Source organism: Mycobacterium sp. MAC_080597_8934, from assembly GCF_000523975.1.
GTDB lineage: Bacteria > Actinomycetota > Actinomycetes > Mycobacteriales > Mycobacteriaceae > Mycobacterium > Mycobacterium avium.
Genome location: NZ_JAOS01000029.1, coordinates 241,486 through 264,658, shown reverse-complemented (window position 1 = coordinate 264,658; position 23,173 = coordinate 241,486). Strand labels below are relative to the sequence as shown.

24 protein-coding genes, 1 tRNA gene and 2 pseudogenes are annotated in these 23,173 nt (G+C 66.1%); 18 read left to right on the top strand and 9 right to left on the bottom strand.

What is annotated here, in order from left to right:
* Positions 1-870, bottom strand: a pseudogene (locus NF20_RS18245) (IS256-like element IS1511 family transposase); the annotation flags it as partial.
* 641 nt (positions 871-1,511) lie between these two features.
* Between NF20_RS18245 and NF20_RS27320 the strand changes: the two are divergent.
* Positions 1,512-1,697 (top strand): hypothetical protein, encoded by a 186-nt coding sequence (locus NF20_RS27320; protein ID WP_132160383.1) that lies wholly within the window; start codon positions 1,512-1,514, stop codon positions 1,695-1,697.
* A gap of 273 nt (positions 1,698-1,970) precedes the next feature.
* The gene (locus tag NF20_RS18240) at positions 1,971-3,437 is read left to right on the top strand and encodes an IS1634 family transposase (protein ID WP_019733492.1); all 1,467 of its coding nucleotides are present in this window, start codon (positions 1,971-1,973) and stop codon (positions 3,435-3,437) included.
* Positions 3,438-3,679: 242 nt separating this feature from the next.
* Here NF20_RS18240 and NF20_RS18235 read toward each other — a convergent pair whose 3' ends face one another.
* A complete protein-coding gene (locus NF20_RS18235) occupies positions 3,680-4,096 on the bottom strand; it encodes a type II toxin-antitoxin system VapC family toxin (protein WP_007168492.1) in 417 nt (138 codons plus the stop codon).
* Positions 4,093-4,344, bottom strand: a complete 252-nt coding sequence (locus NF20_RS26565; protein WP_007168493.1) for a FitA-like ribbon-helix-helix domain-containing protein — start codon at positions 4,342-4,344, stop codon at positions 4,093-4,095. Before NF20_RS26565 ends, NF20_RS18235 begins: the two co-directional genes overlap by 4 nt.
* A gap of 801 nt (positions 4,345-5,145) precedes the next feature.
* On the opposite strand from NF20_RS26565, the gene NF20_RS18225 reads away from it, so the two are divergent.
* The 3 genes from NF20_RS18225 (at position 5,146) to NF20_RS27315 (ending at position 6,585) form a co-directional block, all read left to right on the top strand.
* A complete protein-coding gene (locus NF20_RS18225; RefSeq protein WP_007168495.1) occupies positions 5,146-5,541 on the top strand; it encodes a hypothetical protein in 396 nt (131 codons plus the stop codon).
* Complete coding sequence (locus NF20_RS18220; protein WP_007168496.1) at positions 5,538-6,209, top strand: RES family NAD+ phosphorylase; 672 nt, start codon at positions 5,538-5,540, stop codon at positions 6,207-6,209. Before NF20_RS18225 ends, NF20_RS18220 begins: the two co-directional genes overlap by 4 nt.
* Positions 6,210-6,526: 317 nt before the next feature.
* A tRNA-OTHER gene (locus tag NF20_RS27315) sits at positions 6,527-6,585 on the top strand.
* Between the two features lie 42 nt (positions 6,586-6,627).
* Here the strand turns inward: NF20_RS27315 and NF20_RS18215 are convergent.
* Together NF20_RS18215 and NF20_RS18210 are read right to left on the bottom strand one after the other, a co-directional pair.
* Positions 6,628-7,467, bottom strand: a complete 840-nt coding sequence (locus tag NF20_RS18215) for a mycofactocin-coupled SDR family oxidoreductase (RefSeq protein WP_019733074.1) — start codon at positions 7,465-7,467, stop codon at positions 6,628-6,630.
* Between the two features lie 130 nt (positions 7,468-7,597).
* Positions 7,598-8,152: a TetR/AcrR family transcriptional regulator gene (locus NF20_RS18210; RefSeq protein ID WP_019733075.1), complete on the bottom strand. Its 555-nt coding sequence runs from the start codon at positions 8,150-8,152 to the stop codon at positions 7,598-7,600.
* A 162-nt stretch (positions 8,153-8,314) separates the two neighbouring features.
* On the opposite strand from NF20_RS18210, the gene NF20_RS18205 reads away from it, so the two are divergent.
* The 6 genes from NF20_RS18205 to NF20_RS18180 all read left to right on the top strand — a co-directional run bounded on the left by NF20_RS18205 (position 8,315) and on the right by NF20_RS18180 (position 12,630).
* Complete coding sequence (locus NF20_RS18205) at positions 8,315-8,533, top strand: ferredoxin (RefSeq protein WP_003873074.1); 219 nt, start codon at positions 8,315-8,317, stop codon at positions 8,531-8,533.
* Positions 8,534-8,537: 4 nt separating this feature from the next.
* The gene (locus tag NF20_RS18200) at positions 8,538-9,818 is read left to right on the top strand and encodes a cytochrome P450 (RefSeq protein WP_023866540.1); all 1,281 of its coding nucleotides are present in this window, start codon (positions 8,538-8,540) and stop codon (positions 9,816-9,818) included.
* Between the two features lie 152 nt (positions 9,819-9,970).
* A complete protein-coding gene (locus NF20_RS18195; RefSeq protein WP_009974975.1) occupies positions 9,971-10,204 on the top strand; it encodes a hypothetical protein in 234 nt (77 codons plus the stop codon).
* 482 nt (positions 10,205-10,686) lie between these two features.
* A complete protein-coding gene (locus tag NF20_RS18190; RefSeq protein ID WP_003873070.1) occupies positions 10,687-10,890 on the top strand; it encodes a cold-shock protein in 204 nt (67 codons plus the stop codon).
* A 140-nt stretch (positions 10,891-11,030) separates the two neighbouring features.
* Positions 11,031-11,729, top strand: coding sequence for a M15 family metallopeptidase (locus NF20_RS18185; protein WP_023900261.1), 699 nt, complete (start codon positions 11,031-11,033; stop codon positions 11,727-11,729).
* A gap of 88 nt (positions 11,730-11,817) precedes the next feature.
* Entirely contained in the window at positions 11,818-12,630 is an 813-nt protein-coding gene (locus tag NF20_RS18180) for a methyltransferase domain-containing protein (RefSeq protein WP_033711115.1), read from the top strand.
* A 4-nt stretch (positions 12,631-12,634) separates the two neighbouring features.
* On the opposite strand, the gene NF20_RS18175 is transcribed toward NF20_RS18180, so the two are convergent.
* Positions 12,635-13,459: an SDR family oxidoreductase gene (locus NF20_RS18175; protein WP_019733080.1), complete on the bottom strand. Its 825-nt coding sequence runs from the start codon at positions 13,457-13,459 to the stop codon at positions 12,635-12,637.
* Between the two features lie 91 nt (positions 13,460-13,550).
* On the opposite strand from NF20_RS18175, the gene NF20_RS18170 reads away from it, so the two are divergent.
* The 4 genes from NF20_RS18170 to NF20_RS26560 are packed head-to-tail and all read left to right on the top strand — an operon-like array spanning position 13,551 to position 17,546.
* Positions 13,551-15,128: a methylmalonyl-CoA mutase family protein gene (locus NF20_RS18170; RefSeq protein ID WP_003873066.1), complete on the top strand. Its 1,578-nt coding sequence runs from the start codon at positions 13,551-13,553 to the stop codon at positions 15,126-15,128.
* The gene (locus tag NF20_RS18165) at positions 15,128-15,568 is read left to right on the top strand and encodes a cobalamin B12-binding domain-containing protein (protein ID WP_009974980.1); all 441 of its coding nucleotides are present in this window, start codon (positions 15,128-15,130) and stop codon (positions 15,566-15,568) included. The genes NF20_RS18170 and NF20_RS18165 overlap by 1 nt, the downstream gene beginning before the upstream one ends.
* Positions 15,553-16,509: an LLM class F420-dependent oxidoreductase gene (locus NF20_RS18160; protein WP_033711114.1), complete on the top strand. Its 957-nt coding sequence runs from the start codon at positions 15,553-15,555 to the stop codon at positions 16,507-16,509. The genes NF20_RS18165 and NF20_RS18160 overlap by 16 nt, the downstream gene beginning before the upstream one ends.
* Positions 16,506-17,546 (top strand): CaiB/BaiF CoA transferase family protein, encoded by a 1,041-nt coding sequence (locus NF20_RS26560; RefSeq protein ID WP_023900255.1) that lies wholly within the window; start codon positions 16,506-16,508, stop codon positions 17,544-17,546. The genes NF20_RS18160 and NF20_RS26560 overlap by 4 nt, the downstream gene beginning before the upstream one ends.
* A gap of 155 nt (positions 17,547-17,701) precedes the next feature.
* Here NF20_RS26560 and NF20_RS18155 read toward each other — a convergent pair.
* From NF20_RS18155 to NF20_RS18145, 3 genes and pseudogenes are all read right to left on the bottom strand, one after another.
* Positions 17,702-18,961: pseudogene (locus NF20_RS18155) on the bottom strand (amidohydrolase family protein); the annotation flags it as partial.
* 3 nt (positions 18,962-18,964) lie between these two features.
* The gene (locus NF20_RS18150; RefSeq protein ID WP_003877227.1) at positions 18,965-19,279 is read right to left on the bottom strand and encodes a DUF4286 family protein; all 315 of its coding nucleotides are present in this window, start codon (positions 19,277-19,279) and stop codon (positions 18,965-18,967) included.
* A gap of 17 nt (positions 19,280-19,296) precedes the next feature.
* Positions 19,297-19,635 carry a 2Fe-2S iron-sulfur cluster-binding protein gene (locus NF20_RS18145; RefSeq protein ID WP_003877228.1) on the bottom strand — a complete coding sequence of 113 codons (339 nt, stop codon included), beginning with the start codon at positions 19,633-19,635 and terminating at the stop codon, positions 19,297-19,299.
* A gap of 124 nt (positions 19,636-19,759) precedes the next feature.
* On the opposite strand from NF20_RS18145, the gene NF20_RS18140 reads away from it, so the two are divergent.
* From NF20_RS18140 to NF20_RS18130, 3 genes are read left to right on the top strand one after another with little or no spacing between them, the layout of a single operon-like run.
* Positions 19,760-21,163: a class I adenylate-forming enzyme family protein gene (locus NF20_RS18140; RefSeq protein WP_033717365.1), complete on the top strand. Its 1,404-nt coding sequence runs from the start codon at positions 19,760-19,762 to the stop codon at positions 21,161-21,163.
* Complete coding sequence (locus tag NF20_RS18135) at positions 21,141-22,046, top strand: acyl-CoA dehydrogenase family protein (protein ID WP_033711027.1); 906 nt, start codon at positions 21,141-21,143, stop codon at positions 22,044-22,046. The genes NF20_RS18140 and NF20_RS18135 overlap by 23 nt, the downstream gene beginning before the upstream one ends.
* The gene (locus NF20_RS18130; RefSeq protein WP_003873056.1) at positions 22,033-23,115 is read left to right on the top strand and encodes an acyl-CoA dehydrogenase family protein; all 1,083 of its coding nucleotides are present in this window, start codon (positions 22,033-22,035) and stop codon (positions 23,113-23,115) included. Before NF20_RS18135 ends, NF20_RS18130 begins: the two co-directional genes overlap by 14 nt.
* Positions 23,116-23,173 lie beyond the last annotated feature (58 nt).

Genomic DNA, 23,173 nt, shown 5'->3' with positions numbered 1-23,173 from the left:
CAACGGAACCGGCGTCAGGTTGATCGAAGACCGAATGCAGTAGTGTGCGTACCCACGGCCACGATGATTTCGGAGTGATGGCCATCAGGTTGGTGGCGTAGTGGGTGCGACACCGTTGCCACGATGCCCCAGGCAGGGTGGCGCCGATCGCGGCCACCAGACCGGCGTGGGCGTCGGAAGTGACCAGACGGACCCCTGATAGGCCGCGGGCGGTCAGCGACCGCAGGAAGGTCAGCCAGCCGGCCCCGTCCTCGGCGGTGGTGACGTCGATGCCCAGGATTTCGCGGTAGCCCTCGGCGTTGACCCCGGTGGCGATCAGCGCGTGCACGTTGACCACCCGGCCTGCTTCGCGAACCTTGAGCACCAGGGCGTCAGCAGCCATGAACGTGTACGGGCCTGCATCCAGTGGCCGGGTCCGGAACGCCTCGACCGCGGCGTCGAGCTCTTTGGCATCACGCTGACCTGGGACTTCGACAAGCTGGTGATGCCCAGAGTCTCGACGAGTTTGTCCATCCGCCGCGTCGAAACGCCCAGCAGGTAGCAGGTAGCCACCACCGTGGTCAGGGCCCGCTCGGCGCGTTTGCGCCGTTCCAGCAGCCAGTCCGGGAAGTACGAACCTTGCCTTAGCTTGGGAATCGCCAGATCCAATGTGCCTGCGCGGGTGTCAAACTCGCGGTGCCGATACCCGTTGCGGGAATTGGTGCGCTCGCTGCTGCGCTGGCCGTAGCCGGCACCGCACACCGCGTCGGCTTCGGCGCCCATCAGGGCGTGAATGAAGGCGGCCAACAACTCGCGCAGCACATCAGGGTGCGTGGTGGTGAGTCGTTCGGCCAGCACGGCAGACAGGTCGATATCGTGGGCAATGGTCATCGCGTTGATTCCTTTGCTCGAGTGACTTTGGTCGGTCCCTCGAAGAATCACGCGATGACCTTCATTCATCCGGCTACGACACGCCGGTCATCACCGGCTCGTACACCACTCTGCTGGACGCAACTGGGGAGAACTGGCACCGTGACGAATTGACCACCAAGATAGAGTTCAACCTACGCCCATCCGCTTACGATCAGAGATCTTCAGGGTCACCAATGTCCGATAAGGCACCGCGGCACAAGCCTGCAGAACGGATGACAGCGGAACAGCTCCGCCGAGCAGCCGACGCTTGCCGAGACCTCGACGATCCGACGTTGATGGCGAAGGCTTGGGACGAGCCACCGCCGCCCGATATGCAAGCTTCAACAAACACACCGCGTCAATTCGGCCAGCTACAGAATCTCTCAGTTTCCGACACCTTCGATAATCCGCTGCCTGACGTGGAAGTCGCTGCGTGGGAAGCCGATTGTCCCCTTAGGTCCCAGACTCCAACGCGGGCGTCCGCCTTACGAAATGCAACGTCGCAATTGTTACTCAATGGCCGGCGCGCCCTTGAACACCCCGGACTTGTCGTTGGACAGGTGCATTGTGAACGTACCGCGCAGCCAGGGCGTGTTTGGTGTTGTAATAGGAGACTCGTTATGCAGCCGGATCAGCAGATGATAGAAGCACTGGTCAATTTGGCGACGAACGGCGTGCTGGACCGCATCGGCAACCGTGCCAAGCGTGCGCGGAATTGCGGCAGTGGGGACTGCACCCGCACCATCCTGAGCCGGGGAGCCCGTTTGTCGGCGACGACGCCGCTTTTAAGGAGGCGTATCCCTTAGTGCCGGCGGGGGATGCGGCGGTTGTCCGTTATCACTGGATCTGGGGCATTCTCAATGAATCTGGGGCACGACGTCAGTCCCAGGGGTTGACCAGGTCGACGCCCGTTCCGTCGAACCTGACTTTTATCACTGTCGGCGATCCGGCGGTTGTGTAGGGCTGTGACCTGTGTCTTCGGTTGTGGCCTGGTGCGGATTTGTGCACTAGCCGGTGGGCCGTAGGGTGCCTGCGTGGCCTATGTGCGCACGGTGAAGACATCCTCGGGGGCGATGGCTGTGCAGGTCGTGTGGTCCTCGCGGCGCGGGTCACGCCGGATCGAGCATCTGGGTTCGGCGCATGACGAGGCCGGGGTGGCCGCTTTGAAGGCTGCCGCGGCGCAGCGACTGGCCGCCGGCCAAGCGCAACTCGACCTTGGCTTGGCCGAACGTTCGGCGGCCGAGCCGTTGCCGATCACGTCCTCGAAGTCGGCGCTGCTGTGGGAAGCATTGTGCGCTGCTTATGACAAGGTCGGGTTCGCCAACGTCGCCGATGGGGATGAGGCGTTTCGTCAGTTGGTGTTGGCCCGGATCATCGAACCGACCAGCAAGGCCGATTCACTTCGGGTCGTCGAGGAGACTGGGGTCGTCCCGGTGTCGTATCCGACGCTGAACCGCCGTCTGCCGGTGTTCGCCAAACCCGCTTTCCGGCAAGCGCTTTCGACCGCATGCGCTGCCCACGCGCAATTGGGTCCGGCCAGTCTGGTGCTCTATGACGTGTCGACGCTGCACTTCGAGACCGATGCTGGTGATGGGTTCCGGGAGCCCGGATTCTCCAAGGAAAGACGGTTGGACCCGCAGATCACCCTGGGGTTGTTGACCGATGCTGGCGGGTTCCCGTTGACGGTGGCGGCCTTTGAGGGCAATAAGGCAGAGACCGCGACCATGCTGCCGGTGATCAACGCGTTCAAGGCCGCTCACCAACTCACCGACGTCACGGTCGTCGCTGATGCCGGGATGATCTCGGAAGCCAACCAGGTCGCCCTGCACGCGGCAGGGCTGTCCTACATTCTCGGCGCGAGGATTCCGTTTTTACCTGATGTGGTGCGCGAGTGGCGCGACAAGCACTCCGATGAGGCGATCCCCGACGGCCTGGTGCTCACCCAGCCCTGGCCATCAACCAGCGGCGAGAAAACCCGCGGCATCCCGGACCGGATCATCCACTACCAGTACCGCCATGACCGGGCCCGGCGCACGCTGCGGGGGATCGATGAGCAGGTGGCCAAGGCCGAACGTGCTGTTGACGGGCATGCCCCGGTCAAACGTAACCGCTACATCCAGCTCACCGGGGCTACCAAGAGCGTGAATCGCACACTGGAGGCCAAGGCCCGGGCGTTGGCCGGGTGGAAGGGATACACCACCAACCTGGTGAGCCAACCGGCCACTTTCGTCATCGAGGCGTATCACCAGTTGTGGCGCATTGAAAAGGCGTTCCGGATGTCCAAGCACGACCTGCAAGCCCGCCCGATCTATCACCGCACCCGCGACTCCATCGAAGCCCACCTCAGCGTTGTCTTCGCCGCGATGGCGGTATCGCACTGGATCGAGCACCAAACCGGTTGGAGCATTAAGAAATTCGTTCGCACCGCACGCCGCTACCGTACCGTCACTATCCAAGCCGGCAAGCACACCCTGACCGCTGCTGAACCGCCACCACCCGACCTCGCCGAAATCCTCGCAAACATCCACAGCCTACGTGCGCACTAGCCTGATAAAAGTCGGGTCCTCGCAAACATCCACAGCCTACGTGCGCACTAGCCTGATAAAAGTCGGGCGTGCGCGGAATTGCGGCAGTGGGGACTGCACCCGCACCATCCTGAGCCGGGGAGCCCGTTTGTCGGCGACGACGCCGCTTTTAAGGAGGCGTATCCCTTAGTGCCGGCGGGGGATGCGGCGGTTGTCCGTTATCACTGGATCTGGGGCATTCTCAATGAATCTGGGGCACGACGTCAGTCCCAGGGGTTGACCAGGTCGACGCCCGTTCCGTCGAAGTGGCGAGTATTGCGGGTAGCCACAGTTGCGTGCCGGGACGCGGCGATGCCGGCGATCTGCACATCACGAATTTCCACCGCACGCCCACCTCGTTGTTGGGTGGCGGCGATGGTCCCAGCGGCAAACGCAGCCGTCAGGTCGAAGGATTGCACACGACCATCAAGGTCTTCGTCGAGGAGTTGAGAAAAGATCTCGTCGAGCCGCTTGCGTCGGCGGCTTGGCGTCAAAAGTTCAATACCAGTGCGTATCTCGAATACTGTTACCGATGTCGTCCAGATTGATTCGGTGGGCTGATTATCGAGCCATTCCACGACGGCCGGATCGGGTGTGTCCCGCATCAACGCGGAGAGCACATTGGTGTCCAGCACGATCATGATTCGTTGAACTGTGCCGGCTGGACGGGCTGTCCCCGCAGTTCGGGTATGTCCTCGGTCAGGCCCACGCCTTTGAAGCGTGACGCGATACGAGACCCGAGCCGCCCAGGCGGATTATCGACGTGCCGGACTGCGTTCCGTAAGATCTCGCGCACCTCCTCCTCGGTGCTGCGACCGTGTTGACGGGCTAGTCGCTGCAATTTGGCCTTGGTGTCGTCCTCAAGTTGACGGATGAGAATCTGCGCCACAGAGCGATGCTATCACGATATCGTTCAGATAGTGCGTTGACCTCGCCTTCATTGAGAATGCCCCAGATCCGGTTATAACGGACAGCGGTCACCGAGGAGTGTTTGATTCCGATGATGAGCGCCACGGAGAACCTGTACGCGGCCGCGTTGCTCGTAGATCAACGGACGACGACGAGGAACCTCTACGCGTCGTCCATAATGCAACTATGCCGTTCGGCGATGGAGACATCGGCGCGAACCATCTGGTTGCTCAGCGACCCCGACAGGAACGTACGGCGGGATCAACGGGACGCGGATTCGCTCGTGCCCGAGCGCATGGAGCCGACCATCGCACGGTGGATGAGTCTCTACGCCTAGGTGGCTCGGACGCGCTCGCCGATCTTCTCGTGGTGACGTTCGCGGCTTATCTGTAATCGTGTCACCCGCGACGGCTCGCGCCGCGGGTTGCGCATGGGCCCACTTATGGCTGTTGGAATGGCCACGGATTTGGCCACAGAACACGGTGGAACCGATGCGAACAAGAGGGACGGAGCGTCACAGCGGGAACGGCTGAACCTCGCTGACGTGCAGCTATGAGACCGTGCGCACTGGAGGAGACGGTGACCGGTTAGCTCATACCTTAGAGGTCGAATCGTGGCCAGTGAGCGGCGTCGTTGGCGGCATTTTTGCGCGAACATGCTGATTCAACGGCTCCAACCGCGAACCGTAGGCCAGGCCTGGTGGCTATCAGGTGTAGCTTCAGGGTGTGTTCTCAGGTGTTTATGTGGTAGCGTCTCAGGTAGATCAACGTGGAGGTGCGATATGCCAGTCTTGACCGTCTCTGCGGCGCAGCGGCTTGATGATGAGGCAGCGACGCTTTCGATCCGCGAGATCGCCGCGTATCTGCAAGAGGCCGTCGGCCAGCGCGTCGCGGCGGCGATGGCGGGCTTGGCTGACGCCAAGCAAATCGGCCGCTACGCGCGCAAGGGCGGCCCGGAACCTCACGGCGCGACCGAGCGCCGGTTACGTGAGGGCTACAAGGTCGTCAGGATGCTCGTCGATGCTTACGACGACAAGACGGCGCGGGCGTGGCTGTTTGGCACCAACACGCGCTTGGACGATCGCGCGCCGATCGAGGTGCTCGGTGCGGCGGTCGACACCGCGGAGTTCGCGATGGTTGTCCGGGCTGCACGGCAGGTCGCCAGCTTCCAGTCGTGATCGCGGCGCCCGAGCAGGGGCGAACCCTGTGGCGGGTCGGCTATTACGCTGACCCGCTCGGCTTCACTCCGCTGGAGCTGTACCAGTTCAGTCACCGTTTCGACGACGTCTACCGCCGGTTCCGCACGCTCTATTGTGCTGACTTGGCGGAAACGTGTCTTCGCGAGGTGCTAGCCGACTTCCGGCCGAACCTCGGCGCGCTGCGCCGCCATGTTGAGCGCTACGGACCTGAGGCTGCCCAAGACTTCACTGAGAAGCCGGTCACTGCGCAGTGGCGCATACAGCACGCCCTCGTTCCCACAGTCCTGAAGCTCGATGGCCCCTTGATCGATCTCACCGACGTGCCCACACGCCAGGAGATCGAGGATCGCCACGTCGAACTGCTGCTCGAGCACGACCTGCAGCACCTCGATCTGCGCGAGATCACCACCAGTCGCCGCGCCATCACGCAGACGATCGCCGCGGACCTTTTTGACCGAGGCGCCGGCGCCGTCCGGTTCCCGTCCCGCCTGGACGGCAACGCTTGCGTCGCACTCTTCGAGGGGCGCGGCACCGCGAGCTTGGCCGGAGACCCCATCGCGCTCACCGACCCGCCGCCCGAACCGCTCCTCAACGTCACCACGCCGTGGGGCCTAGTGCTTGAGCCAGCGCCGGTGAAACTGCTCTAGATTGGGATGCGCGCGGTGGTGCCCATCGGACCACACGCAAGCAAATTGGACTGCATCCAGCCTTTCAGTTGCGGTCGATAGTTCAGTTGGCGTCTCTATGAGATCCGCCGGGACCGCCGCGCTCTGTTCGGTAAGCGAAAACCATCGCACTAAGACTTCGCCCAAGTCCGCTTCTACCGACCAAGTAACCCGATCGGCTTGCCACGCAGATTGGGTTATCTCATGGGGCCAACATGGGGCCAACGAGCCAGACCGACTGATCCAACACGTCCGAATGCCGGTTGCGCTTCTGGTCTGACCGGCTGAAACACATTGGTGTAGGCCAGAACTCCGCCTGAAAAGCGGAAGGTCGGCGGTTCGATCCCGCCCCTGGCCACCGGGATGATCCTCACCGCCGGTGAGCGAGATGCCGGCGCAGCTACTTGAGCATGCTGCCGGCGTCGACGGTGACCGGAAGACCTGTGATGTAACGCGATTCGTCGGAGGCCAGGAACAGCACGGCGTTGCTGATGTCCACCGGCTCCACCCAGCCGACCGGCAGCACATGCATGAACTGCGCGGCGACCTTCAGGTCGTCCGGGCCGGGGTTCTTCAGGTCCGGCCGGAACAGCCTCATCGTCCCCTCGTTCATGAACATCGGTGTGTTCACGTTGGTGGGGTGCACGGAATTCACCCGGATGAAGTGCTGGCCGAGCTCGACGGCGAACGTCCGCATCAACCCGACGACAGCGTGTTTGGCGGCGATGTAATGGCCGGTGTGCGGGTAGGCCTTGAGTCCGCCGACCGAGCTGGTCAAGATGATCGATCCGCCGTGCCCTTGCGAAATCAGATGCGGCACACCGGCTTTGACGGTCTTCCAGACACCGGAAAGGTTGACGTCGATCATGTCTCGCCAGTCGTCTTCGCTGGTTTTGTCCAGGGTCTGGCCGCCGTTGCCGATTCCGGCGTTGGCGCAGATGATGTCCAGCCGTCCGAGCTGTTCGACGCCGCTGTCCACCGCCGCTTTCAGCGCGTCGTAGTCACGGACGTCGACCTCGGCGGTCACGATGCGCCGGTCGAGGCCCTTGATGAGGTCGGCTGTCTCGGCCAGGTCGTCCGGCGTCGAGGGCGGGATCTGGCTGTTGCTGCTGATCGGGGCGCAGATGTCGACGGCGATGATGTCGGCGCCCTCCTGCGCCAGCCGTACCGCGTGACTGCGGCCCTGGCCCCGCGCCGCCCCGGTGATGAATGCGACCTTGCCCTCGACTCTTCCGCCCATGATTGTCCTCACTGATTTCAGAGGCCGGGATGACGATGGCCCGGCGCGCACCTGTTGGTCGACGAGAAATTATTTGTCGATCGATCAGGAGGGTGGCACCGTTTGGCCACAGTGTCAACAGATGCCGGTGCTAGCCGCTGGTGGTCGACGCGGCCGCGGGTGCGGTGAGCCGACTCAGCTGGCGTTGCACGAATACGCGCAATTCGTCGTGTCCCTGGGTGACGCCGACGGCCTTCTCGTTGCACAGGCTGCGCGCGGCCTGCGCGATCAGCATCGAGATCGCGACCGGGGGATACTCCTCGAGGTCGATGCCGTTGGCGCGCAGCACCATGGTCGCCGCCGCGGTCTCGATGTCGCGGACCCGCTCCGCGTATGCCTTGAGTTCGGCGCCAATTGCCTTGCGGTGGTTGGCCAACGCCATGAACTCGGCGTTCAGCGCGGTCAGCGCCGTGTCGCTGTTCATCAGCCACAGCGCTTGCAGCGGATCGTCCTCGGTCAGTAGCGCCCGCATCCGGGTCAGCGCGCTCTCGGCCCCCGCCCGCAGCACCTCCACGAAAAGGTCGTCCATGGTCGGGAAGTAGTAATAGACCAGCGCCTGCTTGACGCCCGCCTCGGCGGCCACCCGCCGCGACGTCGCCGCGGCATAGCCTTCTTCGCGCATCAGCCGGGCGGTGGCCTCGATCAATTTGGTGCGCGCTCCCGCGTCGGTATTCCGCCGGGAGCGCCGGGTGGCCGCGCCCGTTTTGCTTGACCGGCCTGCGCGGTCCGTGGTAGGCATACCGCATCCTAACAATTTGGTCGATCGATCAGTATCGCAGGCGGTTCGGAGGGTGAAGGGGGTCAAGACATGCGCGTTCGGGTGGATCCGCGGCTGTGTGAGGCCCATGCCCTGTGCGTGGAGATCGCCCCGGAGGTTTTCCGGCTGGACGACGACACGGCGAGCTGCGCGGACGACCCGGCCGAATCGTTGCGCCACAGCGTGCAGGCGGCGGTGGCGGCTTGTCCACGCCAAGCCATCAGCGTGCTGACCGAACAACCGCCGTACGCGCCCGACGAAGGAAATTGAGCTCATGACCGATCTCGCCCAGGTCGACTACTTCACCGACGCCGACGTCGCCCAGGATCCCTATGACTACTGGGATTATCTGCGCGAGCAGGGGCCGGTGTTCCGTGAGCCGCATTACGGCGTGGTGGCCGTCACGGGCTACCAGGAAGTCCAGGCCGCGTTCAAAGACGTCGAATCCTTCTCCGCGGTCAACGCGATCGGCGGCCCGTTCCCGCCGCTGCCGTTCACCCCGGAAGGTGACGACATCAGCGAACTGATCGAGGCGCATCGCCACGAGTTCCCGATCTTCGAGCACATGGTGGTCATGGACCCACCCGAGCACGACAAGGCGCGGTCGCTGCTCGGTCGCCTGCTCACACCGCGCCGACTGCAGGAAAACAAGGATTACATCTGGCAATTGGCCGACCGGCAGTTCGACGAGTTCATCGCCAACGGTCACTGCGAGTTCCTCAGCGAGTACGCCAAGCCGTTCGCGACACTGGCGATCGCCGACCTGTTGGGGGTGCCCGACGAGGACCGGCCACAGATCCGTCGCAATCTGGGCGCCGGTAACGCGCCGGGCGCCCGGGTGGGCGCGCTGGATCACGAACCGGTGGGCAGCAACCCGCTGCAGTACCTCGACGACCTGTTCAGCGGCTACATCGCCGACCGGCGCGAGCGTCCCCGCGACGACGTGCTGACCGGGCTGGCGACCGCCACCTACCCCGACGGCTCCACCCCGCCGTTGTTGGAGGTGGTCAGACCGGCCACCTTCTTGTTCGCCGCAGGGCAGGAGACGGTGACCAAGCTGCTCAGCGCCGCCGTGCAGGTGCTCGGCGACCAGCCGGAGCTGCAGGCGCGGCTACGCGCCGACCGCGGCCTGATCGGCCCGTTCATCGAAGAAGCGCTTCGCATGCAAAGCCCGACCAAGGTGGACTTCCGGCTGGCGCGCAAGACCACCACCCTGGGCGGGGTGCACATCCCGGCCGGCACGGTCATCATGCTGTGTCTCGGGGCGGCCAACCGCGACCCGCGAAAATTCGAGAACCCCAACGAGTTTCGTATCGACCGGAAGAATGTCCGCGAACACATCGCCTTCGGCCGCGGGATCCACACCTGCGCCGGCGCGCCGCTGGCCCGGGTCGAGGGCCAGATCACCATCAACCGGCTGCTGGACCGCACCAGCGAGCTCAGGATCAATGAGGCCAAGCACGGGCCGGCGTCCAGCCGCCAATACCGCTACGAGTCGACGTTCTTGCTGCGGGGGCTGACCGAGCTGCACATCGAGTTCACCCAGGCCGGCTGACGGCGCCTGCGAATGAGCCCGGCAGCTGAACCCGGTCTTCGCACACCACGACAATTCCCTTGTAGTGCAACGGATTTGGAGACGATGCGCGGTATCCGCCCCTTCGCGCGGGAGGGCGGGTAGGGTGGCGGCAACGGCGAGGAACGGATTCCATGGCAATACAGAACTGGTGCGACGCGGTCGAGATTCACCCATCGCAGATACGGGTCGGCGACATCATCGGCACGCGGCGTCCCACCGAATTGCGGCTGACGGTCCGGATGATCAGCGGTCCGCAGAGCGGTCCCGGCCAGTGGACATTTTTCAGTCGAGACGACAACGGTCAGCAGCGAACCAGTACCTTCGGAGAAGGCGAATTGGTCCGCAGGTACGCCAAGGCGTCCTGACGCCCGGGCGCTTCAAGCCGATCAGCGCCGTTGATGTGTGGATCCGCCGGTGTCGGGCCGATCGGAAAACGTCGGGTACTCGACCGGTTTCGCGGAGGTTTCCCCCGAAGCGACATACTTCGGCTCCTCGGGATGGGAAAACAGGTTCGACTGGTCCATGGGTTGTCCTTCCGGATGAAGAGTTCGGCCGATACGCATCGCTGCTTGGCGTCGGACGACGATCGAATCGCACGGCGGTCTGATTCGTGGTTCGTCGGCGATTCGCGGTGACCGTAAGAATGCGGTTCCACTCCACTCTACAGGCAGCCCGAGCCGCGCCTGGCGTGTCGGGTGAGACGGAGCCCGGGGTCGCCGCAGTCCAGGTGTACAGCTAATGAATCGGCAAGTGAGGCAACTATTTTCAATATATGGTCGGTCTCATGCTACCCTGAACCCGCACGGATGTGATTGGTACATCCGCATTTGATGAGAGAAGTAAGTAAATGGCACAGGGAACTGTGAAATGGTTCAACGGTGAAAAGGGCTTCGGCTTCATCACCCCTGACGACGGCACGAAGGACCTCTTCGTCCACTACTCCGAGATCCAGGGAAGCGGCTATCGCTCGCTCGACGAGAACCAGCGTGTTCAGTTCGACGTTGAGCAGGGAGCCAAGGGACCCCAGGCGGTAGGAGTCAGCACCGTCTGAGAACGTCACAAACGTCACGGTGGGGCTGGTGCGATTGACTTCGCACCAGCCCCACTGGTTTTTCCGATCTCTGAACGGCCGGTGGCGACAACACCCGGCGGCTGACCCCGTCGCGGCCGACCAACCGGGATAATGACCGCATGCGTCTCGCGTGGGTGCTGCGACTGACGATTGCGGTGTCGTTGGTCGCGGCGGGCGGGACGCGCACCGCCGAGGCCAGCCCGGATGTCCCGCCGGTCAGTGACGCCGCGAAAGCGGCCGGCTTCGTGGATATCCGCAGCGTCATTCCCGATGCGGTGCTCGACCTGCGCTATGCGACGTCGAACAATTTCACCCATACGCAGCTTTATCCCTCCGACGCCAGATGCCTTGTGCACCAATCGATGGCTCCCGGCCTTGCCGCGGCCGCCGGTGCGCTGCGCCCACAGGGTCACCTGCTGGTGTTCTGGGACTGCTATCGCCCGCATGACGTCCAGGTAAAGATGTTCAGCCTGGTCCCCGACCCCGCCTGGGTGGCCCGCCCGGGCGCGTATGCCCGCAGCCACGAGTCGGGGCGTTCGGTGGACGTGACCTTCACGACAGCACAGCAGCCTTGCTCGTCCGGGTTGCACGCCGGCGGGCTGTGTCTGGCCGACATGGGCACTGACTTCGACGACTTCACCTCGAGGGCAACGGCTTTCAACACGCAGGGCATCAGTGCCGACGCGGTGGCGAACCGGGCCGCGCTGCGCAACGCCATGAATTACGGCGGATTGAAGGTGTACTCGGGGGAGTGGTGGCATTTCGACGGCCCGGGGGCCGGTGTGGACCAACCGATCCTCAACGTCCCCGTCGACTAGGTGTGTCATATTCCGAGACGAGAGTTTCATTATATGGCGCACCGTCGGTAGCCTGGCCGAACAAGGACGCGCGAGCCGAGGGGCCACAGTGAACGACCAACATCGAGCGACGTATACGCACGGGCACCACGAGTCGGTGCTGCGCAGTCACCGGCGGCGTACTGCCGAGGACTCCGCGGGTTACCTGCTGGCGCACCTGACACCGGGCCTGTCGGTGCTCGACGTCGGTTGCGGTCCCGGCACCATCACCGCCGACCTGGCCGCGCGGGTCGCGCCCGGGCAGGTCACCGCCGTCGACCAGGCGGCGGACGTCCTGGAAGTGGCCCGCGCCGAAGCCGAGCAACGGAATCTGTCCAACGTCTCGTTCGGCACCGCCGACGTGCAGCGTCTCGACTTCGCCGACGACACGTTCGATGTCGTCCACGCCCATCAGGTGCTCCAGCACCTGTCCGATCCGGTCGCCGCCCTGCGCGAGATGCGGCGCGTGTGCAGGCCGGGCGGCATCGTGGCGGTGCGCGACGCCGACTACGCGGGGTTCATCTGGTATCCCGAACTGCCGGCGCTCGACCTGTGGCGAGACCTCTACCGACGGGTCGCGCGCGCCAACCGCGGCGAACCGGACGCCGGCCGGCGGCTGCTGTCCTGGGCGCGGCAGGCGGGCTTCGACGACATCACGCCCACCGGCAGCCTGTGGTGCTATGCGACACCCGAGACGCGCAACTGGTGGGGCGGAATGTGGGCCGACCGCATCCTGCATTCCACCGTGGCCCGCGACTTGGTGAGCCTCGGGCTGGCCGCCCGCGAACAGCTCGAGGAGATCTCCGCCGCCTGGCGAGAATGGGCCGCCGCCCCGGATGGCTGGATCGCCATCCCGCACGGCGAAATCATCTGCCGCGCATAGGCCTTCAGTCGAGGAACAGGTCCGGAATCGGTTGCTCGCCGCCGCCGTAGACAGACAGGTCGTCGACCCCGGCAGAGTGCAACACCTCCGCGTCGATGTAGCAGTCGCCGGTGGCTTCCCGCGCGGGGCGGGAGACGATCTCGACGGCCGCGTCGGCCATGATCTCCGGGCTGCGCGACGACTCGGCCAGCTTGTCGCCGTCGGCCATGTTGGCCACCGCGGCCGTCGCGATATAGGTCTGGGGCCAAAGGCAATTCACGCCGATGCCGTCGTCGGCGAACTCGGCCGCCCAACCCAGCGACAACAGCGTCATCCCATACTTGGACAGCGTGTAGGCCGGGTGGGCGCCCAGCCAGCGCGGGTTCATGTTGATCGGCGGCGAAATGGTGAGCACATGCGGGTTGGCGGCCCGGCGCAGGTACGGCAGGCACGCCTTGGTGAGCAGGAAGGTGCCGCGGATGTTCACCTCCTGCATCAGGTCGAACTTCTTGGCCGACAGCTCCGCCGTCGGCTCCACCGCGATGGCGCTGGCGTTGTTCACGCACACGTCGACGCCGCCGAACCGCTGCACCGCGGCCTCGACCGCGCGCCGCACGTCCTCTTCGCGGCGCACGTCCCCGACCACCGCGAGCGCCTTCCCGCCGGCGGCCTCCACGTCGGCGGCGGCGGTGTGCACCGTCCCGGGCAGGCGTGGGTGCGGGGTGTCGGTCTTGGCCAGCAGCACCACGTTGGCGCCCCGCCGGGCGGCGGCGATACCGATGGCGAGGCCGATGCCGCGGCTGCCGCCGGAGATCACCACCGTGCGGTCGGTGAGCGAGTTGTCAGCCATCTGTCTCCTTTGACCTGGTCAAGCCACCCGCTTGACCAGGTCAAACAAGTGGTATTGGCATTCTCTTTTTTTGCAAGTACGTTATTCATCGATGGATAATACGGCCCACACTCCGTCTGGCATTCCGCTGCAGCCCGTCTACGGGCCGGCGGACCGAAGCGCTGAGCCCCCGCAACCGGGCGAGTTCCCCTTCACCAGGGGTAACTTCGCCTCCGGCTATCGCGGCAAGCTCTGGACCTTCCGCCAATATTCGGGATTCGGCACCGCCGAGGAGTCCAACCGCCGCTACCGCTACCTGCTCGAGCAGGGCGGGACCGGGCTGTCGGTGGCGCTGGACCTGCCGACCCAGTGCGGCTACGACTCCGACGATCCCGAGTTCGGCGAGGAGGTCGGCCGGGTCGGCGTCGCGGTGGACACCCTGGCCGACTTCGAGATCTTGTTCGACGGCATTCCGCTGGACAAGCTCAGCACCAGCATGACGATCAACGGAACGGCGGCGATCCTGCTGGCTTTCTACGTCGCCGCGGCGGAAAAGAAGGGCATACCGCGGGCCAAGCTCACCGGCACCATCCAGAACGACATCCTCAAGGAGTACGCCTCGCGCGGGACGTGGATCTGGCCGCCGGAGCCGTCGCTGCGGCTGATCGCCGACACCATCGAGTTCTGCGCGGCCGAGGTGCCCAAGTTCAATGCGATCTCGGTGGCCGGCGCGCATTTCCGCGATGCCGGCGCCAACGCGGTGCAGGAGATGGCGTTCACGCTGGCCGATGGAGTGACCTACTGCGACACGGTGGTGGAGCGGGGCCGGATGACGATCGACCAGTTCGCCCCGCAGATCTCGTTCTTCTTCTACACCCACGGGGATTTCTTCGAGGAGATCGCCAAATACCGTGCGGGACGGCGGCGTTGGGCGACGATCGTGCGGGAGCGGTACGGTGCGACGACGGCCAAGGCATCGATGTTCCGGTTCGGCTGCGTCTGCGGCGGCGCCTCCCTGTATGCGCCGCAGGCCCACAACAACATCGTCCGGGTGGCCTACGAGGCGATGGCCGCGGTGCTCGGCGGCGTGCAGTCGATGTTCACCGCCGCTTGGGACGAGCCGTTCGCGCTGCCCACCGAGGAAACCACCACCCTGGCGCTGCGCACCCAGCAGATCCTGGCCTACGAAACCGGGGTGGCCAGTGTCGCCGACCCGCTGGGCGGCTCCTACTTCGTCGAGGCGCTCACCGACGAGACCGAGGCCCGCATCATCGAGATCATGGCCGACCTCGACCGCCATGGCGGCATGGTGTCCGCGATCGAGGACGGCTACCTGCAGGGGCTGATCGCCGACGAAGCGTTCCGGCTGCATCAAGACATCGAAGCCGGGACCCGTCCCGTCGTCGGCGTCAACCGGTTCGTGACCGAGGAGCCCGAACACGATGTGGTCACCTATGAGCTCGACGCCGAAGGGCGCGACCTGCAACTCAAACGGCTGTCGAAGGTGAAGGCCGAAAGGGATTCGGCCGCAGTGAAATCCAGTCTCGCGGCGCTGTCGCGTGCCGCCGAAGGAGACGACAACCTGATGCACAAGCTCATCGACTGCGCCAACGCGTACTGCACGGTCGGGGAGATGGTCTCCGCGCTCAAGGCGGTGTGGGGCGAATTCCAGCAACCGGTGGTGTTCTAGTGGCCGTCCGGATTCTGGTTGCCAAACCCGGGTTGGACGGACACGACCGGGGCGCCAAGATCGTGGCCCGCACCTTGCGGGACGCCGGATTCGAGGTCATCTACACCGGCATCCGGCAGCGTATCGAGGACATCGCCTCGATCGCCGTCCAGGAGGACGTGGCGGTGGTCGGCCTGAGCATCCTGTCCGGCGCCCACCTGGCGCTCACCGCGCGCACCGTCGAGGCGCTGCGCGCCTGCGACGCCGCTGACATCGCCGTCGTCGTCGGCGGAACCATCCCGCACGCCGACGTCCCCAAGCTGCTCGCGGCGGGTGCCGCGGCCGTATTCCCCACCGGCACGCCGCTGGACAAACTGGTGCGTGAGATCCGCGCACTGACCGGCACCGGGGAGCCGGACGACAAGGAAGCGATCACGGAGGAACAGTGCGCGTCGGAGTGATGATCGGCGCCGAGCGCGGCGACATGGCCCGCAAGGTGGACAAGCTGGTCTCCGACATCGAATGGGCCGAGTCGGCGGGACTGGACACGGCGTGGATGCCGCAGGTGCCCAACGACTTCGACTGCCTGACCATGGTGTCGCTGATGGCCGCGCACAGCTCCCGCATCGAGCTGGGCACCGCGGTGGTGCCGTTGCAGGCCCAGCATCCGATCGCCCTTGCCCGTCAAGCGCTTTCGACGCACGCGGTGGCCCGTGGCCGGCTGGCGCTGGGTGTCGGGCCGTCGCACCACTGGATCATCCGGGACATGCTCGGCCTGCCGTACCAGAAACCGGCCGCCTACACCCGCGACTACCTGCAGGTGCTCAACGCCGCCATCGCCGGGCCGGGACCGGTTGACGTCGAGAACGATTCGTTCACCGTCCACAATCCCATGGTGATCGGGGCCGACACCCCGATGCCGGTACTGGTGGCCGCACTGGGGCCGGTGATGCTGCAGATCGCCGGTGAACTCGCCGATGGCACCGTGCTGTGGATGGCCGACGAGCGCGCGATCGGCGAGCACATCGCGCCGAAGATCACCAAGGCCGCCGCCGACGCCGGCCGCCCCGCGCCGCGGATCGTCGCCGGCATCCCGGTATGCCTGTGCGCGCCAAGCCAGGTCGACGAGGCCAAGGAGCGGGCCAACCGCATCCTGGGCGAGGCCGAGGTGTCGCCCAACTATCAGCGGCTGCTCGAACGCGGCGATGCCCGCGACGTCGGCGACCTGTGCGCGGCCGGCGAACCCGAACAGATTCTGGCCCGGATGCGACGCTTCGCCGACGCCGGCGTCACCGATCTGTCGGTGCGGCTGCTGCCCATCGGCGACAACCGCGACGAGCTGGTGGCCTCCAAGCGCCGGACCCGCGAGATGATCGCCTCACTTGCCGCGGAGTTGCGTTGAGCGGCAACAACACCGGGCCGTTGGCGGGGATCCGTATTCTCGAGGTCGGCACCATGCTGGCGGGTCCGTACTCCACCATGCTGCTCGCCGATCTCGGCGCCGAGGTCACCAAGATCGAACCCGCCGGCGGCGAGATCTCCCGCAGCGTCGGCGCCACCTACTTCGCCAGCCTCAACCGCAACAAGTCCAGCATCTGCCTGGACCTCAATTCCGATGCGGGACAACGGCGGCTGGGTGAGCTCGCCGCGGAATCCCATGCGCTGCTGGTGAATCTGAAACCGTCCGCGATCCGCCGGCTCCGGCTCACCTACGACGACCTGCGGCGGCACAACGAGAAGATCGTCTGCGTCGCCATCACCGGTTTCGGGCTGTACGGCGGCGACGATCCGGCCTTCGACTACGTGGTGCAGGCGGGCGTGGGCACCGCCGCGCTGACCGGCGACCCGGATGGCCCGCCGACGCTGCCCGGCTATTCGTCGGCCGACAACTCCACCGGGATGTGCGCGGCACTGGGGTTGCTGGCCAAGATCATCTCGGGCACCGGCGGCCAGGTGGACGTGTCGCTGCGCGACGTCATGCTGTCGCAGCTGAACTACCACGCGTCGGCGTACCTCAACAGCGGCGTCGAGCCGCAGCGCCGCCCACACGGGGCGCACTCCTATTACGTTCCGGCGCAGCTATTTCCGACCGCCGAAGGGTATCTGGCGCTGTTCATCACCCACGACGGCTTCTGGAAGTCGTTCGCGGCGGAGGCGGGTATCGGGGGGTTTGAAACCATGGCGGAGCGGGTGGCCCGGCGCGACGAGGTGCTCGCCGTCGTCACCGCGATGCTGGCCACCGACAGCGCCGCCGGGTGGGAACGGCGGCTGCGTCCGCTCGGGGTGCCGGCGGCGGCGGTCAGAACACTGCCCGAGGCGCTCGAGGCCACTCCGGAAGTCGTTGTGACCGCGGGGGAATTCCGTCTGGTCGGCAGCCCGATCCACGTGTCGGGATACCAGCCCGAGTACCGTCCGCCGCCCCAGCTGCCGCAGTCGTAGGGCATCACGCCGCCGAGCGTGAAACTAGTTTCACGCTCGGCGCCCAGCGTGAAACTAAGTGCACGCTCGCGCGGCGGCTGCGCCCGCGGCGGCTGCGCCGCGGCGGCTGCGCCCGCGGCGGCTGCGCCCGCGGCGGCTGCGCCGCCTCGCCTACGTCTGCCCGCCAGCTGCTTCTCGTGGTAGCGCCGCGCCCACTCGGCGCGCGACCGGATGGACACGTCGACGTCAAGAGCCCTGGCGCGCAACGCTTTGACGGTCGCTTGATCGCGGGGCGTGCGGGCGAACGGGTCCCAGCTGAAGAACCGGCAGGCATTCGCCCAGGTGATCTTGTTGATGTCGGCGTCATCGGCGCCGGCGGCGGTCAGTTCGGCCAGCACCTGCTCGGGCGCATCCGGCCAGAAGCAGTCCGAATGCGGGTAGTCGCACTCCCAGGCGATGATGTCGATGCCGATCTCGTGGCGCAGCTTCAGCGACGTCTTGTCGGTCACGTAGCAGGCCAGCGAGTGCTCCCGGAACACCTCGCTGGGCAGTTGAGAGCCGAAGTCGCGGCGCAGCCATTTCTGGTTGGTGTAGTGCCGGTCGCTGCGGTCCAAGTAGAACGGAATCCAGCCGATACCACCTTCGGAGAAGGCGAATTTCAGGTCGGGGTAGTTGCGCATGGCCGGACCCCACAGCAGGTCCTGGGCGCACATCGCCGAGACCTGGGTGGCCAGGATGATCATGTTGTCGATCGGCGCGTTGGGGGCCATGCTGATCGCCCCGAACCCGGTGCCGATGTGCAGGCACATCACCACGTTCTCTTCGGACAGGGTGCGAAACACCGGACCCCAATAGTCCTCGTCGTGATAGCTCGGAAGTCCTTCCAAATGCGGCAATTCCGGCATGGTGACCGCCCGGCAGCCCTTGGCCGCCACCCGGCGGATCTCGGCGCACATCGCCTCGGGATTCCACGTCGGCAGGATGGCGATCGGGATGAACCGGTCGGGATAGGAACCCGCCCACTCGTCGATGTGCCAATCGTTGTAGGCCGACACCATCACCAGCGTCACCTCTTCGCGGTGCATGTTCAGGTGCCGGGCCGAGAAGCCGGTGAACGTCGGGAAACACATCGACGCCAGGATGCCGTTGCGGTTCATGTCCCGCACCCGCTCGTGGACGTCGTAGACGCCGGGCCGCATCTCGGCGAACCCGGCCGGGTCGCGGCCCCACTCCTCGGCCGGCCACGACACCACGGCGTTCAGTCCGCTGACGCCCTGCGGCCTGCCCTGGTACATCCACTGGTCGACGCCCTTGTCGTCGGTGACGACGATCGGGGCCTCGTCCCGGTATTTGGCGGGCACGTGCCGCAGGAACATGTCCGGCGGCTCGACGACGTGGTCGTCGATGCTCACCAGGATCAGGTCATCGGCCTTCATGGGCTAGCCTCCGCACTCGGTGGTCACTTCGAGCAGTCGTGGGATCGGCGCCGGATCCAGCTGCAGGGCATCCGACATGTGCAGCTGCCCGGCGCTGGCGATCATGTTGTCCAGAATCGCCTGCAGGTCGTCGCCCTCGATCTCGTAGATGGCGACGTAGGGGCCGTCGCCGTCCACCGGCCGCAGCCGGCGCGCGGAGACGAATCCGTCCAGGGCCACCAGCTCACCCAGGTGCACCTCGTCGTACCAGGTGTTGTATTCCTGTTCTCGCTCAGGCGAACTGGGTCGACTCTCCACGAGGATGATGCCCTTGGCCATTGCCGCCACCTCTCTGGCTACTCGTAGCGCACCGTGACCGAGTCCGTGTCCGGAACGCCCTGGCACGTCAGAATGTAGCCCTCGGCGACTTCGTCGGGTTCCAGCGCGTCGTTGGCCCGCATGGTCGCGTGGCCCTCTTCGAGCTTGGCCATACACGTGCCGCAGTTGCCGGCCTCGCAGCTGAACGGCGGTTCCAGCCCGGCCCGCCGCGCGGTCTCCAGCAGGGTCTCGCCGGGCACCATGGGCACCGAGACCTTCTTGCGGTCCAGATGAATCGTCACCGTTCCGGCGCTCGAGCCGTTGGTTGCCGGATCTGTCACCCGTGGGGTCTCCTCGATGATCCGGGTGACCGTCACTTTGACCGCCCCCTCCCGTACTTGCATTCTTCAGTATAGAGAATACTATTCTCACGGAGCGATAGCATCTTCTCAAGACTGTATGGATGTCGGGTCTGCCCGGCCTGTCAGGGAAGGACGGGACGTGACCGAGCCGGCAGCGCTCGTGTTCGAGGAACGGCGATTGAGCGTGCCCGAACTCGACGCATTGGCCGACGGCTGGGCCGCCGCGCTGGCCAAGGACGGTGTCACGGCCGGTCGACGGGTCGCAGTGATGACCTCCAACCGGCCCGAATTCCTGGCCGTGCTGCTCGCCATCTGGCGGTTGGCCGCCACGGCCGTGCTCATCAGCCCGGCGTGGAAGCGCGACGAGGTCGAGCATGCGCTCGCGTTGACCGATCCCGGGCACGCCGTCGGGGACCATCCGGTGCTGGCCGGCCTGATGCCGATGCTGCACCTGGACGAGCCGGTCCCGCCCGCGCAGCCGACGGCCGGTGCGCCGCCGCGCGCCGGCGACGCGGTGCTGGTGTTCAGCTCCGGCACCACCGGCCTGCCGAAGGCCGTCCGGCACACCCACGCCTCGCTCGACGAGGCGGTGCGGCACTGGCGCGAGGCGCTGCGGCTGACACGCCGCGACCGAATCCAGGTGGCGACGCCGCCGTCGCACATCCTGGGCCTGCTGAATCTGCTGACCGCGCTCAAGACCGGCGCCTGCGTGCGGCTGCACCCCCGCTTCGACATCGACAAGGTGTTGCACCACATCGAAAGTGACCGCGTCACAGTCGAAATGGCGGTGGCGCCGATCGCACTGGCCATCGCCTCCCATCCGGATCTCGAGTCCTATGACCTGTCCTCGCTGCGCTACATCGTGTGGGGGGCAACGCCCGTCAACGCTGAGGTCGCCCAGACGGTGACCCGGCGCACCGGGGTGGGTTGGCTGCCCGCCTACGGGACCACGGAATTGCCGGTGATCGCGTGTAATCCGATCGAGGACGCGCGGCTGGACACCGTCGGACGGCCGGTGCCCGGCGTCGAGGTGCGGGTCGTCTCGCTCGCGAGCGGCGAGCCGGCCGGAGCGGGCGAGGTCGGTGAGATACAGGCCCGGTCGGCGTCGCTGATGGCCGGCTATCTGCCGGGCGAGGCGACGGGCGAGGCGATCCGCGACGGGTGGTACCGGACCGGAGACGCCGGCTGGCTGGACACCGGCGGGTGGCTGCGCATTACCGACCGTCTCAAGGAGATGATCAAGGTGCGCGGCTTCCAGGTGGCGCCGGCCGAGATCGAGGCGGTGCTGCAGGGGCATCCCGCCGTCGCGGACTGCGCGGTGTTCGGCGTGCCCGACGGGCTCAACGGCGAAGCCGTCGTCGCCGCGGTCGCGGTGTCCGCACCGGTGGACGTGACCGAGTTGACCGCCCTGGTGCGCCAAAAGCTGGCGTCCTACAAACATCTGAGCCGAGTGGTGGTCGTGCCCGAAATCCCCCGCCTGCCTTCGGGCAAGGTGCTGCGCCGAGTGCTGAAGGAGCGCCATGGATGTACGTCTGACAGCTGAACAACAGCAATTGCGTGATGCCGCCGCCAAGCTGGCCGACGACCTCGGCCCGGCAACGGTGCAGGATCTCGACGACCAGGGCCGAATCAGCCGGCTGGACAAGCAGATCGAGATGTCCGGCTGGCGGTCGTTGCGCTCCGACGGCGCCTCGGGTGTCGAAGTGGCCATCGTCGCCGAGGAATTCGGCCGCCGGCTGGTCGACACGCCGTTTCTGGGTCCGGTGCTCGCCGACGACCTGCTCCGCCACGTCGGCGCCGACGCGGCGGCGACGACGGTGGCCGTCGACGATCGGGCGGTCGATGCCCGGGGCGCTCGGCGCGCCGTCTCCCTGTCGGGTGGCGCGGTCCTGGCCGCCGATGTGCGGCCCGCGCCGGACAACGTCGACCTGACCCGGGCCGACGCGACGACGGTGGGCTCTCCGGAGACGCTGGGGGATGTGGGTTCCGACGTGGCCGGGCAGTGGCGGGCGCTGGCGCTGGTCACCACGACGGCCGACCTGGTCGGCGTCGCCCGGGGCGCGCACGCGCTGGCCTGCGACTACGCGAAAATCCGTGAGCAGTACGGTAATCCGATCGGGTCGTATCAAGCCATCGCGCACCTGCTGGCGGAAAGCCTTGCGCTGATCGAGGGTTCGATCAGCGTGGCCCGGCACGCCGGGTGGGCGGTGGACGCGCTGGCACCCGCCGAGGCCATCCGGGCGGCCCAGATTGCCAAGGTCTACTGTGCGCGTGCCGCCCGAACGGTCTGTGAGACGGCGATTCAGGTGCACGGCGGTATCGGCAACACCTGGGAGTGCGCGGCGCACGTCTACCTGCGCCGGGCCCTGACCTCGACCGAGCTGTGGCCGGTCGCGTTGAAGGAGATCGATCTTGGACTTTCGTGATTCACCCGACGAGGCCGCCTTCCGGGAGCGGCTGCGCTCTTGGCTTTCGTTGCACGCCAAGGAGTTTGCCAGTTCCGGTGACGACTACTGGGCCCGGCAGGCCGAGTGGCACCAGGCCCTGTACCGCGAGGGCTTCTTTGGGCTGTCGTGGCCCCGCGAGTACGGCGGCCAGGAGCTGGCGCCGGTGTACGACGTCATCGTGGACGAGGAACTGGCCCGGGCCGGGGCGCCGCCGCGGCCCAGCGTGGGCTATCTGATCTACGGCATCGGCCGGCACGCCAGCGACGAACTGCGCCGGCGCTTCCTGCCCGGCATCATCAATGGCACCGAGCGCTGGTGTCAGGGCTTCAGCGAGCCGGGCGCCGGTTCGGACCTGGCGTCGCTGACCACCACCGCCCGGCTGGAGGGCGACACCTACGTCGTCGACGGGCACAAGATCTGGACCAGTTACTCCGATGTCGCCGACTGGTGTCTGCTGCTGGCCCGCACCGATCCGCAGGCCAAGCGTCACCGCGGCCTGTCGGCGTTCATCCTCGAGATGAAACAGCCTGGCGTACAACAGCGTCCGCTCCGCATGATCAACGGGGTGACCAACGAATTCGGTCAGGTGTTCTTCGACGGCGCCAAGGTTCCCGCGGACCGGATGGTCGGTGCCCCCGGGGACGGGTGGGCGGTGGCCATGACGGTGGTCGGGCACGAACGCGAGCCCTCCACGCTGGGGTATGCGGCTCGCTACGGCAAGATCGTCCGCAGCCTTTACGCGCGCACCGACGGCCCGGTGTGCGAGGAATTGGCTTGGGCGGCAGTGCAATCGGAGATGCTCACGCATCACGTCCGGCGACGGCTGTCCGAGCAGCTGGACGGCGTGTCGCACGGGCCCGAGGGATCGCTTGACAAGCTGCTGATGACCTGGGTCGAACAATCCGTCGGCCATGCCGCGCTGGCCGTCGCGGGCACCCGGGACCCCGATCTGCTCAGCGCCTACCTGTACAGCCGGGCGCAAAGCGTCATGGGCGGGACATCACAAATACAGAAGAACATCATCGCTTCACGGATCTTGGGATTGTAGGAGTGATCGCGAGCGCGGGCGAAGCCCGGGTGAAGCGGGTCACGACCATCTAAAGGAG

Excerpts from the sequence above, each read along its gene's own strand:
- NF20_RS18170 (WP_003873066.1), top strand. The coding sequence starts at position 13,551 with ATGGATAATACGGCCCACACTCCGTCTGGCATTCCGCTGCAGCCCGTC.
- NF20_RS18190 (WP_003873070.1), top strand. The coding sequence starts at position 10,687 with ATGGCACAGGGAACTGTGAAATGGTTCAACGGTGAAAAGGGCTTCGGC.
- NF20_RS27320 (WP_132160383.1), top strand. The coding sequence starts at position 1,512 with ATGCAGCCGGATCAGCAGATGATAGAAGCACTGGTCAATTTGGCGACG.
- NF20_RS18205 (WP_003873074.1), top strand. The coding sequence starts at position 8,315 with ATGCGCGTTCGGGTGGATCCGCGGCTGTGTGAGGCCCATGCCCTGTGC.
- NF20_RS18150 (WP_003877227.1), bottom strand. The coding sequence starts at position 19,279 with ATGGCCAAGGGCATCATCCTCGTGGAGAGTCGACCCAGTTCGCCTGAG.
- NF20_RS18175 (WP_019733080.1), bottom strand. The coding sequence starts at position 13,459 with ATGGCTGACAACTCGCTCACCGACCGCACGGTGGTGATCTCCGGCGGC.
- NF20_RS18200 (WP_023866540.1), top strand. The coding sequence starts at position 8,538 with ATGACCGATCTCGCCCAGGTCGACTACTTCACCGACGCCGACGTCGCC.
- NF20_RS18235 (WP_007168492.1), bottom strand. The coding sequence starts at position 4,096 with ATGATCGTGCTGGACACCAATGTGCTCTCCGCGTTGATGCGGGACACA.
- NF20_RS18215 (WP_019733074.1), bottom strand. The coding sequence starts at position 7,467 with ATGGGCGGAAGAGTCGAGGGCAAGGTCGCATTCATCACCGGGGCGGCG.
- NF20_RS18225 (WP_007168495.1), top strand. The coding sequence starts at position 5,146 with ATGCCAGTCTTGACCGTCTCTGCGGCGCAGCGGCTTGATGATGAGGCA.
- NF20_RS18185 (WP_023900261.1), top strand. The coding sequence starts at position 11,031 with ATGCGTCTCGCGTGGGTGCTGCGACTGACGATTGCGGTGTCGTTGGTC.
- NF20_RS18135 (WP_033711027.1), top strand. The coding sequence starts at position 21,141 with ATGGATGTACGTCTGACAGCTGAACAACAGCAATTGCGTGATGCCGCC.
- NF20_RS18195 (WP_009974975.1), top strand. The coding sequence starts at position 9,971 with ATGGCAATACAGAACTGGTGCGACGCGGTCGAGATTCACCCATCGCAG.